This window comes from Pseudomonas sp. B16120 (assembly GCF_044218845.1).
GTDB classification, from domain to species: Bacteria; Pseudomonadota; Gammaproteobacteria; order Pseudomonadales; family Pseudomonadaceae; genus Aquipseudomonas; species Aquipseudomonas paracarnis.
This window is the reverse complement of the sequence record NZ_CP162588.1, coordinates 503,654-516,502: the sequence shown is the minus strand read 5'-3', so window position 1 is coordinate 516,502 and position 12,849 is coordinate 503,654. Positions and strand designations below refer to the sequence as shown.

11 protein-coding genes and 1 pseudogene are annotated in these 12,849 nt (G+C 61.9%); all 12 read right to left on the bottom strand.

Annotation, left to right across the window (positions count from 1 at the left end; all coding sequences use genetic code 11):
• Nucleotides 1-41: 41 nt before the first annotated feature.
• The 12 genes and pseudogenes from dtd to AB4P90_RS02690 all read right to left on the bottom strand — a co-directional run bounded on the left by dtd (nt 42) and on the right by AB4P90_RS02690 (nt 12,844).
• Nucleotides 42-479 (bottom strand): D-aminoacyl-tRNA deacylase, encoded by a 438-nt coding sequence (gene dtd, locus AB4P90_RS02745; protein ID WP_014716545.1) that lies wholly within the window; start codon nt 477-479, stop codon nt 42-44.
• Complete coding sequence (gene pip, locus AB4P90_RS02740; protein WP_014716544.1) at nt 476-1,447, bottom strand: prolyl aminopeptidase; 972 nt, start codon at nt 1,445-1,447, stop codon at nt 476-478. The genes dtd and pip overlap by 4 nt, the downstream gene beginning before the upstream one ends.
• 103 nt (nt 1,448-1,550) lie before the next feature.
• Nucleotides 1,551-1,670: pseudogene (locus AB4P90_RS02735) on the bottom strand (alpha/beta hydrolase); the annotation flags it as partial.
• A gap of 146 nt (nt 1,671-1,816) precedes the next feature.
• Nucleotides 1,817-2,617, bottom strand: a complete 801-nt coding sequence (gene hutG / locus AB4P90_RS02730) for an N-formylglutamate deformylase (protein ID WP_019820006.1) — start codon at nt 2,615-2,617, stop codon at nt 1,817-1,819.
• 12 nt (nt 2,618-2,629) lie between these two features.
• Nucleotides 2,630-3,835: an imidazolonepropionase gene (hutI, locus tag AB4P90_RS02725; RefSeq protein ID WP_395605637.1), complete on the bottom strand. Its 1,206-nt coding sequence runs from the start codon at nt 3,833-3,835 to the stop codon at nt 2,630-2,632.
• A gap of 15 nt (nt 3,836-3,850) precedes the next feature.
• Nucleotides 3,851-5,260 carry an amino acid permease gene (locus AB4P90_RS02720; protein WP_014716540.1) on the bottom strand — a complete coding sequence of 470 codons (1,410 nt, stop codon included), beginning with the start codon at nt 5,258-5,260 and terminating at the stop codon, nt 3,851-3,853.
• 164 nt (nt 5,261-5,424) lie between these two features.
• Complete coding sequence (gene hutH, locus AB4P90_RS02715; RefSeq protein WP_093114373.1) at nt 5,425-6,963, bottom strand: histidine ammonia-lyase; 1,539 nt, start codon at nt 6,961-6,963, stop codon at nt 5,425-5,427.
• A gap of 26 nt (nt 6,964-6,989) precedes the next feature.
• Nucleotides 6,990-8,498, bottom strand: a complete 1,509-nt coding sequence (gene hutH / locus AB4P90_RS02710; protein ID WP_032901817.1) for a histidine ammonia-lyase — start codon at nt 8,496-8,498, stop codon at nt 6,990-6,992.
• A gap of 121 nt (nt 8,499-8,619) precedes the next feature.
• Nucleotides 8,620-9,444 (bottom strand): glycine betaine/L-proline ABC transporter ATP-binding protein, encoded by an 825-nt coding sequence (locus AB4P90_RS02705; protein WP_014716537.1) that lies wholly within the window; start codon nt 9,442-9,444, stop codon nt 8,620-8,622.
• Entirely contained in the window at nt 9,441-10,292 is an 852-nt protein-coding gene (locus AB4P90_RS02700; protein WP_014716536.1) for a proline/glycine betaine ABC transporter permease, read from the bottom strand. The genes AB4P90_RS02705 and AB4P90_RS02700 overlap by 4 nt, the downstream gene beginning before the upstream one ends.
• Nucleotides 10,293-10,363: 71 nt before the next feature.
• The gene (locus AB4P90_RS02695) at nt 10,364-11,329 is read right to left on the bottom strand and encodes an ABC transporter substrate-binding protein (protein ID WP_282399005.1); all 966 of its coding nucleotides are present in this window, start codon (nt 11,327-11,329) and stop codon (nt 10,364-10,366) included.
• Between the two features lie 69 nt (nt 11,330-11,398).
• Nucleotides 11,399-12,844, bottom strand: a complete 1,446-nt coding sequence (locus AB4P90_RS02690) for a cytosine permease (RefSeq protein WP_014716534.1) — start codon at nt 12,842-12,844, stop codon at nt 11,399-11,401.
• Nucleotides 12,845-12,849: the final 5 nt, after the last annotated feature.

Sequence of the window (12,849 nt, the reverse complement as noted above, 5' to 3'; positions counted from 1 at the left end):
AAACCCTGCGTTTTTAGGCATTAACGTCGTTTTTCATACATTCATGTCTGTAAGAGGAAGGTCACAGGGCCATCATTGACCAAGTGCACCTGCATATCCGCGCCAAAACGCCCCGAAGCCACCTTGCCATGCAATTGTTGCGCTTGTAACAACAAGTGCTCAAAAAGCGCCGCTCCCAGGGTCGGAGGAGCCGCTGTGGAGAAGCTGGGCCGTAGCCCGCTTTTGGTATCCGCCGCCAGGGTGAACTGCGACACCAGCAGCAAACCGCCGCCGATGTCCTTGAGGGACAGGTTCATCTTGCCCTCCTCGTCACTGAACACCCGATAGTTAAGCAGCTTGTGCAGCAGTTTGTCGGCGCTTTCGGGCGTATCTGAAGGCTCGACGGCCACCAGCACCAGCAAACCCTGGTCAATCGAGCCTACCACCTCCCCTGCGACCTCAACCCGGGCGCCACGCACCCGCTGCAACAGGCCCTTCATGCTTCTTCAGGCGGCAGGTCGAGCAGGCGCCGGGCCATTTCGCCGGTCGCACGCACCAGCGCGTCGGTAATGCCCGGCTCGGACGCCGCATGCCCGGCTTCGCGGATCACCTGCAACTCGCTGTTGGGCCAGGCCTGATGCAGCTCCCAAGCGTTATCCAGCGTGCAGATCATATCGTAGCGGCCATGGATGATGACGCCAGGCAGATGGGCGATCTTGTGCATATCGCGAATCAGCTGGTTGGGTTCCAGGAAGGAGTTGTTGGTGAAGTAATGGCACTCGATACGTGCGATGGACAAGGCGCGCTGCGGCTCGGAAAACCGTTCCACATGCTGCGGGCTCGGGCACAGGCCCAACATACGGCCTTCCCAGCCCGACCAGGCTTTGGCCGCATGCATCTGGGCGATCTGGTCGTTGCCGGTCAGTCGCTTGTGGTAAGCGGCGATCATGTCGTGGCGCTCTTCCACCGGGATCGGTGCCACGTAGTCCTGCCAGTAATCCGGGAACAGGCGACTCGCGCCCTCCTGGTAGAACCAGCGAATATCCTGGGGGCGGGCAAGGAAGATGCCGCGCACGATCAGGCCGAGCACACGCTCGGGATGGGTTTGCGCGTAGGCCAGGGCCAGGGTTGAGCCCCAGGAGCCGCCGAACAGCACCCACTTGTCGATGCCCAGATGCTCGCGGATGCGTTCAAGGTCGGCGACCAGATCCCAGGTGGTGTTGTTCTCAAGGCTGGCCCTTGGCGTAGAGCGGCCGCAGCCACGCTGGTCGAAGGTGACAATATGGTAGAGGTTCGGGTCGAAATAGCAGCGGCTCTGGGCGTCGCAACCGGAACCGGGACCTCCATGGATGAACACGACAGGCAAGCCTTCGGGGGAGCCACTTTCATCGACATACAGGGTGTGGGTGTCATCGACAGCCAGATCGTGCCGGGCGTAGGGTTTGATCTGCGGGTACCAAGTCTGCATTGCGTGCTCCGTAGGGTGTCGGGTTCATCCCTGGGGGGACGTCTATTATTTTGCCGTCTGGCATCATAAACCCGAATTGTGCAATGAGCATGTCCTTGAGCACTTAGACCTGTGTCAGCAGTTCGCACCTCAGATAACCGAGCAGATAGTCATACAGCCGATCCACCTCCTGCACCTGGCCGCGTGCCCGCAAACAACCGTGGGCCAGCCCTTTGCCGGGATGGCGGTGTGTCAGTTGATAAACGTGTTGCTGAACCACCGTTATCGCAGGCAAGCCAGCCTCCCACATTTCGAGCGCATTCCATGATGGAGCGCGGTCAAGTGTGGGAGCGGGCTTGCTCGCGAAAGCTATTGCAGCAGCACCAACAATTACCGGTAGTGCTTCTGTCCCCAAGCCAACAGCCCTTCAAGCAACTGCCTCAACACCACCCGAGTCGGCTCGGCCAAATCCGGGCGATAACGGAACGGTTCGAACTCCTCCATATAGGTGCTCTGGCACAACTCCAGCTGCACCGCGTGGATATCCTGCGCGGGGTTGCCATAATGACGGGTAATATGGCCGCCCTTGAAGCGCCCGTTCAGCACATGGGTATATTGCGGATGCTGAGCGCAGATGGCTTCCAGCTGGCTGGCTAGCTGCGGGTCGCACGCAGCGCCGTTGAAGGTACCCAAATTGAAGTCCGGCAATTTGCCGTCAAACAGGTGTGGGATCACCGAGCGGATCGAGTGCGCGTCGAACAGCAGCGCATAGCCAAACTCGGCCTTGAGACGTGCCAGTTCTTCTTGCAGTTGACGGTGGTACGGCCCCCAGATTTTTTGCAGGTAACTGGCCCGCTCCTCCTCGGAGGGCGTTTGCCCTTCCCGGAACAACGGCACGCCATCGAACAGCGTCTCGGGGTACAGGCCCGTCGTAGCGCCGGCATACAGCGGCGTGTTGTCGGAGGGCCGGTTGAGGTCGATGACAAACCGCGAGTACTCCGCAGCCAGGGTGCTGGCGCCCAGTTCTTCGGCAAAGTCATACAACAGCGGGATATGCCAGTCGGTATCCGGCAGGCTTTGCGCCTCGGGGATCAACCCAGTCTCCACCGCAGGGGTGAGGCGCAGGCCGGCGTGGGGCATGCTGATCAGCAGCGGTACGCGGCCTTGCTTGAATGTCAGAACCTTATCCACAACTGCATCCTCTCAAACAGTGACGTCGGCGCCGTGGCGCACAACGCGTTTATCCAGCTCGCCACCCAGCCAGTAGGCCAGGTCGGCGGGGCGGTCGATCTGCCAGGCGACAAAGTCCGCGACCTTGCCCACTTCCAGGGAGCCATGGGTATCGCCCAGGCCCAACGCGGTGGCCGCGTGTTGCGTGGCACCGGCCAGGGCTTCTTCCGGGGTCATGCGAAACAGGGTGCAGGCCATGTTCAGCATCAGCCGTACCGACAGCGCCGGTGAAGTACCGGGGTTGAGGTCGCTGGCGATGGCGATCTTCACGCCGTGCTTGCGCAGGGCCTCCATCGGCGGCAGCTGGGTTTCACGCAGGAAGTAGAACGCGCCCGGCAATAGCACGGCGACGGTACCGGCCGCAGCCATGGCGATGGCGTCCTCTTCAGTCATGAATTCCAGGTGGTCGGCCGACAACGCGTGGTAGCGCGCCGCCAGGCTTGATCCATGCAACGACGAGAGTTGCTCGGCGTGCAGCTTCACCGGCAGGCCAAGTTGCCGGGCGACCTTGAATACCCGCTCAACCTGCTCGGGGGAAAACGCCAGGTATTCACAGAAGGCATCGACCGCATCCACCAACCCCTCAGCGGCCAGGGCCGGCAGCATCTGGCTGCAGATGTGCTCGATGTAATCGTCGGCGCGGTCCTTGTACTCCGGCGGTAACGCGTGGGCGGCCAAGCAGGTGGCGCGCACGCTGACCGGCAGTGCTTCACCCAGGCGTCGGGCCACACGCAGCATCTTGCGTTCGTTGGCCAGGTCCAGGCCGTAGCCGGACTTGATCTCCACCGTGGTCACGCCGTCACGCAGCAAACTGCGCAGGCGCTTTTCAGCGCTCGAGAACAGCTCATCTTCGCTCGCCGCACGGGTTGCGCGCACCGTGCTGGCAATGCCGCCGCCCTTGGCCGCGATCTCGGCGTAGCTGACACCTTCGAGGCGCTGCTCGAATTCGCCACTGCGATTGCCACCAAACACCGTATGAGTGTGACAGTCGATCAGCCCGGGGGTGACCCACGCGCCTTGCAGGTCATGCACCTGGGCGTAATCCGCGGTTGGCGCCTGGCTGCGGGGGCCGACCCACTCGATGAGCGAGCCGGCAGTCACCATGGCGGCATCCTCGATGATCGAGTATTTGCCGTTGGCCATGGTTGCGACGTGGCAGTGTTGCCAAAGCGTTTTCATCAACGCCTCCCTAAGTTATCGATGAGACAAAACCGGGTCGTAATCGACCTTGGCCGTTTGCCCGGCGGCAGGCTTGACCCACAGCCAGTAGGCGATGATCAGCAGCACGATCCACACGGCGCCCACCATCAACGCCGCCTGGGTATCCGGGAAGTAACCGAGTACACCAAACACAAACAGCATGAACACAATGGCCGCTGCCGGCGCATAGGGCCAGAACGGCACCGGGAATTTCAGTTCGGCGACCTGCGCCTTGGTCATCGAGCGGCGCATGGCGACCTGGGTAAACAGGATCATCAGCCATACCCACACCGTGGCGAAGGTGGCAATCGAAGCAATCAGCAGGAACACGTTTTCCGGGATCAGGTAGTTGAGCACCACACCGCCGAGCAAAGCGGCGCCCATGACCACCACGGTCATCCATGGCACGCCTTGTTTGGACAATTGCGCGAAGCCCTTCGGCGCCTGCCCTTGTTGAGCCAGGCCGTACATCATGCGGCCGGCGCCGAAAATGTCGCTGTTAATGGCCGACACCGCCGCCGAGATCACCACAATGTTGAGGATAGTCGCCGCCGAGCCAATCCCCAGGTTGCTGAAGATCTGCACGAACGGGCTGCCCTGGCTGCCGATCTGCGGCCACGGGTAGATGGCCATCAACACGAACAGGGTCAGCACGTAAAACAACAGGATACGCAGCGGCACCGCGTTGATCGCCTTGGGGATCACCCGCTGCGGGTCCTTGGCTTCACCGGCGGTGATGCCGATGATTTCGATGCCACCAAAGGCAAACATGACCACGGCAAACGAGGCGATCAGCCCACCGATGCCGTTGGGCATGAAGCCGCCATGGGCCCACAGGTTACTCAGTCCGCTGGCCTGGGTTTCGCCCGCCGAGTGAATGCCGAACAACATGATGCCAAAGCCGCCGAGGATCATCGCCACAATGGCACCGACCTTGAGCAACGACAGCCAGAACTCCATCTCGCCAAAGACTTTGACGTTGCACAGGTTCAGGCCGCCGATCAAAAACACGATGCCCAGCACCCAGACCCAACGGGCCACTTCGGGAAACCAGAAGCCCATGTAGATGCCGAACGCGGTGACGTCGGCGAGGCAGACGATGATCATTTCAAAGGCGTAGGTCCAGCCGAGGATAAACCCGGCCATGGGCCCCAGGTAGGTGCTGGCATAGTGGCCGAAGGAGCCAGACACTGGGTTGTGCACGGCCATCTCACCGAGGGCGCGCATCACCATGAATACAGCAGCGCCGCCGATCAGGTAGGCCAGCAGCACGGCAGGGCCAGCCATTTGGATGGCGGAGGCGGAGCCATAAAACAGCCCGGTGCCGATCGCGGAACCCAGGGCCATGAAGCGAATATGTCGGGCGTTGAGCCCGCGTTTCAAACCTTTTTCTGGCTGGTGCATTTCTCGTCCCTAATTATTCTTATGAGGAGAAGATCGTTCCCACGCTCGGCGTGGGAACTCCGACCTGGACGCTCCGCGTCCGCTTTAAGAGCGGTGACGCAGAGCGTCACAGGATGCATTCCCACGCGGAGCGTGGGAATGATCAGGCACAGACCGAGTCGCGGTCAGAGGCTTGGCAGCAACCTGGCCGGCACCAGCTCATTCAGGCAGCGGCTGGCGAGCAGTTCGCTGGCGGCGTTGATGTCCGGGGCGAAGAAGCGGTCCTTGTCATAGAACGCCACCTTGTCGCGCAGGATGCCACGGGCTTTTTCCAACTTGGGCGAGGTCTTCAGGCCGTCGCGCAGGTCCAGGCCCTGGCACGCCGCGAGCCATTCCACCGCGAGGATGCCCCGGGTGTTCTCGGCCATTTCCCACAAACGCTTGCCCGCAGCCGGGGCCATGGACACGTGGTCTTCCTGGTTGGCCGAAGTCGGCAAGCTGTCGACGCTATGGGGATGGGCCAGCGCCTTGTTCTCGCTGGCGAGCGCCGCGGCGGTCACCTGGGCGATCATGAAGCCGGAGTTCACCCCGCCATTGCCCACCAGAAACGGCGGCAGTTGCGACATATGCTTGTCCATCATCAACGAGATCCGGCGCTCGCTCAGGGAGCCGATTTCGGCAATGGCCAGCGCCATGTTGTCGGCGGCCATGGCCACGGGTTCGGCATGGAAGTTGCCACCGGAAATCACGTCACCCTCGGCGGCAAAGACCAGGGGGTTATCCGACACTGCGTTGGCTTCTACCACCAGCACCTCGGCGGCCTGGCGCAATTGAGTCAGGCACGCACCCATGACCTGCGGCTGGCAACGCAGGGAATACGGGTCTTGCACCTTGTCGCAGTTCTGGTGCGATTGGGACACCTGGCTGCTCTCACCGAGCAGGTCGCGATAGGCCGCTGCCGAGTCGATCTGGCCACGCTGGCCACGCGCTGCATGAATACGCGCATCGAACGGCGAACGCGAACCCAGTACCGCTTCCACAGTGAGGCCGCCGCAAGCGAGGGCGCCGGCGAACAGATCTTCGCCTTCGAACAGGCCACGCAGGGCATAGGCCGTGGACACCTGGGTGCCGTTGAGCAGGGCCAGGCCTTCTTTGGCGGCCAGGGTCAGCGGCGTGAGGCCGGCGATTTTCAGCGCCTCGGTGGCTTCCAGCCATTGGCCCTTGTGGCGTGCCTTGCCTTCGCCAAGCAGTACCAGGGACATGTGCGCCAACGGCGCCAGGTCACCAGAGGCGCCGACCGAACCCTTGAGTGGGATGTGCGGGTACACCTCGGCGTTGATCAGCGCGATCAACGCGTCGATCACCTGGCGACGAATCCCGGAGAAGCCACGGCTCAGGCTGTTGACCTTGAGCACCATGACCAGTCGCACCAGCGCATCGCTGATCGGCTCACCGACGCCGGCGGCGTGGGACAGCACCAGGGAACGCTGGAGGTTTTCCAGGTCTTCGCTGGCGATGCGGGTCGAGGCCAACAGGCCAAAACCGGTGTTGATGCCATAGGCGGTGCGGTTCTCGGCGAGAATCTGCTCCACGCAGGCAACGCTGGCTTCGATCTGGGCCGAGGCGCTGTCATCCAGGCTGAGGGTTACTGGCTGCTGGTAGATGGCACGCAGTTGGGCGAGGCTCAGTTGGCCTGGAATCAGGTTTAGCGCAGTCACATTCATTCTCCTTGTGAATTGTTCTTAGGTGTTCAGTGCAAATTCGGTAATGCGGTGTCTTTAAGCAGCTGGGCAGCGGCGGCAATATCCGGCGCCAGCCAGCGGTCCTGTTCATAAGCAGGGACCACTTCGCGCAGCAATCGCCAGGCGCGGTCGGTACCGGCACCGAAGCGCTGGTCCTTGAGAAACTCGAAAGCCTGGGCCGCCAGCAGGTACTCGATGGCAAGAATCTGGGTGACGTTGACCAGCACCTGGTGCAGCTTGAGCGCGGCGTTGGTGCCCATGCTCAAGTGGTCTTCCTGCAGGCCCGAGGTGACGAAATTGTCGAGCACCGCGGGTTGCGCCAACTGGCGGTTCTGCCCGCACAAGGACGCGGCGACGTACTGCACGATCATCATCCCGGAGTTGACCCCCGGGTTGCTCACCAGGAAGGCTGGCAGGCCGCTGACATGCGGGTTGACCAGGCGGTCCAGGCGACGCTCGGCCACCGAACCGATCTCGGCCATGGCGATGGCGAGCATGTCGGCCGCCATCGCGACGGACTGCCCGTGGGGGTTGGCCTGGGACACCACGCGGTAGCTGTCTGGCGTGCCCAGCACCAGCGGGTTGTCGGTGGCGCTGTTGAGTTCGGTCTCGATCTGGCGCGTGGCGTGTTCCACCTGATCGCGGGCCGCGCCGTGAATCTGCGGGATCGAGCGAATGCTCAAGGCATCCTGGGTGCGAATACCTTTACTGCTGGCAATCACCTCACTGCCGTCGAGCAGGGCACGCAGGTTGATACCCACTTGCTGCATGCCAGGATGCGGCTTGAGAGCAATGATTTCTTCGTCAAAGGCGTCGATCTGGCCGCGCTGGGCTTCGAAGCTCATGGCACCGATCACGTCGGCCCATTGCAGCAAGTGATGTGCATCGGCCAGGGCCAGGCAGCTCAGGCCGGTCATGCACGGCGTGCCATTGACCAGGCACAGGCCGTCCTTGGCGCCGAGTACCACCGGCTGCAAACCTTCAGCCTGCAACGCGTGTTGCGCTGTGACGATCTGGCCTCGGTAGCTCACATTGCCGACGCCCAGCAGGGCCACGCCGATATGGGCCATGTGGGTCAGGTACCCCACCGAGCCTTGGGACGGCACTTGCGGGGTGATGCCGTGGTTGAGCAACGCCAGCAGCGCGTGCACCACCTGCGGATGCAGGCCGGACTTGCCATGGCTGTAGTTGATGATCGCCGCGCAGATGATCGCGCGGGTTTGCTCATCGCTGAGCACCGGGCCGACACCACAGGCATGGCTCAACAGCGTATTGCGCGACAGTTGGCTCAGTTGCTCGGTCTTGAGCGAGACGTTGCACAGCGCGCCCAGGCCGGTGTTGACACCATAGGCACGCTCGCCGCTGGTGACGATGCGCTGCACGATGGCTTGGGCATTGTCGATGCGCGCCCAGGCGTGGCCCGACAGTTCGAGCATGGCGCCGTGGCGGGCGACGGCGACCACGTCCTGCCAGCGCAGTGGGGTGTCGGCGATGATGATTGTTGTTGCCTGGGACATCGTTGACCTCTTCATAATCTCTACAGCATTGCCGGCGTCATCGCGGGCAAGCCCGGCTCCCACATTTGAACTGTGTGAACCCAATCAAATGTGGGAGCTGGCTTGCCTGCGATGGCGTCCGTCAGACCACCGCCGCCCGCCGCTGAACAAACCGGTCCACATATTCATCCGCCGGCGAATGCAGGATCTCCCGCGGCGTGCCGACCTGGATCAGCTTGCCGTCCTTGAGGATCGCAATGCGATTGCCGATGCGCACGGCCTCGTCGAGGTCGTGGGTGATGAACACGATGGTCTTGTGCAGGGTCTTTTGCAGCTCGAGCAATTGGTCTTGCATCTCGGCGCGGATCAGCGGGTCGAGGGCGCTGAAGGCTTCGTCCATCAGGATGATATCGGTGTCGGCCGCCAAGGCGCGGGCCAGGCCCACGCGCTGGCGCATACCGCCAGAAAGCTGGTGGGGATATTTGTTTTCATAGCCTTTGAGGCCCACTGTTTCGATCCAGTGCAACGCACGTTCGGCGCAGACTTGCTTGGTTTCGCCACGCACTTTCAGGCCGTAGGCAACGTTGTCGAGCACGCTCTTGTGCGGCAGCAGGCCGAAGCTCTGGAACACCATGCTGATCTTGTGCCGACGGAATTGGCGCAGGGCTTCCATGTCCAGTTGCAGGATGTCTTCGCCGTCCACCAGGATCGCGCCACTGGTGGGGTCGATCAGGCGGTTGAAGTGGCGCACCAGGGTGGATTTGCCCGAACCCGACAAGCCCATGATGACAAAGATCTCACCGGTGCCGATGCTCAGGGACAGGTCATTGACGCCGACCACGCAACCGGTCTCGGCCAGTACCTGGTCCTTGGTCTTGCCCTGGCCGACCATGGCCAGCGCATCCTTGGCGCGTGCGCCGAAAATCTTGAAGACGTTTTTGACTTCGATTTTGCTGACAGTCGTCATTTGCTCGCCTCATGCCGTGGGCGGCCATAAGCCTGGGTAATGCGGTCGATGACCACTGCGAGAATCACGATCGCCAGCCCGGCTTCAAGGCCGCGGCCGACGTTGAGGGTCTGGATGCCGACGAGCACGTCTTCACCCAAGCCACGGGCGCCGATCATCGAGGCGATCACCACCATCGACAGCGCCATCATGGTGGTCTGGTTAATCCCGGCCATGATGCTCGGCAACGCCAGCGGCAATTGCACGCCGAACAGTTGCTGCCAGCGGTTGGCGCCGAAGGCGTTGATGGCTTCCATGACTTCGCCATCGACTTGGCGAATACCCAGGTCTGTCAGGCGAATCAGCGGCGGCGCGGCGTAGATCACCGTGGCGAAAATCGCCGGGACCTTGCCCAGGCCGAACAGCATCAGCACCGGGATGAGGTACACGAAACTGGGCATGGTTTGCATGATGTCCAGCAGCGGCATCAACACTGAACGCAGGCGATTACTGCGCGCCGAGAGGATGCCCAGGGGGATGCCGATCAACACCGAAATCACCGTGGCCACCATCATCAATGCCAGGGTTTGCATCAGCTTGTCCCACAGGCCAACCGCGCCCACCAGGAACAGCAGACCGACAATCACCGCCGTGGTCACCACCTTGCGGGTGGCATGCCAGGCAATACCGCCGACGATGGCCAGCATCAGCCACCAGGGCGCTGCGCGCAGCAGGCCTTCCAGGTTGACGATGGCCCATAGCAGGGTGTCGGAGATGTGCCGGAACACATCGCCGTAGTGGGTGACCAGTGCGTCCACCCAACCGTTGACCCAGTCGGCGATGGAAAAGGTAAAGCTTTCAGGGAACATATCGTGCTCTCGATCCAGTGGGTTGTGGCCAGCCGCCCGGCCACCCTTGAGGGTAGCCGTGCACACTTGACCTACAAGGCCGCGTCGATTTTCTTGGCTGCGTCGTCGCTCACCCAGGCGTGCCAGACTTCAGGATGTTCCTTGAGGAATATTTTCGCCAGTTTCGGCGACTCGATCCGCTCCTTGGCCATGCGGCCCAGGTTCTGGTTCAGCAGGTCGATGGGCAGGTTGACCTTTTCCAGCACGGCCACCAGTTCCGGGGCTTGCTCGTGGAAAGTCTTGGAGAGGCCGACCTTGATGCTCACGGTTTTGTCCACGCCGGGCTTTTCTTCCAGCTTGACCAGATCGACCTGGCCCATCAGCGGCGTCGGTGACCAGTAGTAGAACAGGATCGGCTCGCCGCGCTTGTAGCTCGACAGCACCGCTGCATCCAGCGCCGGGCCGGTGCCCGGGCGGAAGTTGGTGTAGGTGCTTTCCAGGCCGTAGCTCTTGAGCATTTCGCTGTTGTCCAGCTCGCAAGTCCAGCCGGCCGGGCAGTTGTAGAAGCGGCCCTTGGACGGCTCTTCCTGGTCCTTGAACACCGAGGCGTACCTGGCCAGGTCGGCGATGTTTTTCAGGTCCGGCGCCTTGGCTTCCAGCTTGCGCTTGGCGTCGCCTTCGATCACATAGCGCGGCACGTACCAGCCTTCGACCGCGCCGACCACCGGAGCACCGACGCCCACGACTTTGCCGGCCTTCTCGGCTTTGTTCCAGACCTCGCTGCGACCTACCCACTCCTCGGCGAACACTTGGATGTCGTTACTGCCCAGGGCGTTTTCCATGGTGATGGAATTGCCCGGCAAGCTGTCGGTTTTGCAGTCGTAGCCTTTTTCCAGCACGGTTTGCAGGATGTCGGTGAGCAACATGCCGCTTTCCCAATTCAGGCCGGCGAATTTCACCGGTTTACCCGACTCGCACCAACCAGCCGCCTGGGCGCCGGCACTTGCCAGCACGCCAGCTGCGAACAAAGTAGCCAGCAAGGTCTTATTCATAGTCATTGTTGTGACGCTCCCAATCATGAAATGGATTACGGCAGTCAGTAGGCGTCCTGCCCTGTCCACGTCCCATCAGGCTTGTGCAGCCAGCCCGTTTGTTGTGGGTGAAGCGCCCTGCTCTTTTGGCAGGATCAGGTGATCGGGTACCGTGCCGTGCCATTTTTTTGCACACACGTAATACAGGGCCGCCGGCAGTACCAGGCCGATGATCCAGGAGATATCCACATCCCCCAGCGCGGCCACCAGGGGGCCGGTGTAGAACTTGGTAGAGATGAACGGCAACTGCACCAGCACGCCGAATACGTAGACGCTGATGCCCAGCAGGTTCCAGCGGCCGTAGCGACCGTTCGGGTCGGCCAGCGCCGGCACGTCATAACGCTCGCGGGTGATGCAGTAGTAATCCACCAGGTTGATCGCGCTCCAGGGCGTAAAGAACGCCAGCAGGAACAGGATGAACGACTTGAATGCACCGAGGAACGAATGCTGGCCGAGCAACGCGATCAGCGTGGCCGTGCCGACGATCATCAGCACAAACACCAGACGCTGCAGACGCGTGACCTCCAGACGCCCACGAAAGCCGCTGATGATAGTGGCGATGCACATGAAGCTGCCGTAGGAGTTGAGCGTCGAGATGGTGACCTTGCCGAACGCGATGCTGAAGTACAGCAACGCAGCGGTAGCCCCCGTGCCGCTCAAGCCAACGATGTACGCCACCTCGTGGCCGGCAAACTGCCCGTTGGACATGGCCGCGGCAAACACGCCGAGGACCATCGCCACTTGGGCACCGATGACCGAACCTGCGCCAGCAGCGAGAAAGGTTTTCACCGATGACGTGTGGCTCGGCAGGTAACGCGAGTAATCCGCCACGTAAGGGCCGAACGCAATCTGCCAGGAGGCCGCCAGCGACACGGCCAGCAGGAAACTGCTCCAGCTGAAGTGGCGGATCTGCAGGAGCGCGCCAACGTCGGTCTGGCTCATTAAGCGGCTGAACAGGTACACAAAGGCAACCACGCCAATCAGGCTGGCGACCCGGCCGATGAAGTGGATCACCCGGTAACCCAGCACCGTGACCAGCACGATGACACTGGCGAAGATCAGGATGCCGACGCTGTCGCTGACCCCGAACAACTGGCCCAGCGCCTGGCCCGACAGCACGGTGCCGGTGGCGGTGAAGCCCAGGTACATCAAGCACACCAACACGATCGGAATGGCCGCGCCGTACACGCCGAACTGCACCCGGCTGGAAATCATCTGCGGCAGGCCAAGCTTGGGCCCTTGCGCCGCATGCAGCGCCATGACGCCACCGCCGATCAGTTGACCGATCAGCAAGCCGATCAACGACCAGAACACATCACCGCCCAGCACCACGGCCAACGCCCCGGTGACAATCGCAGTGATCTGCAGGTTGGCACCCATCCACAGGGTGAATTGACTGAATAGACGACCATGTCTTTCCGCTTCCGGGATGTAGTCGATCGAACGTTTCTCGATCAACGGGGTGGTGTCGTTTGCAGCCATGTTGT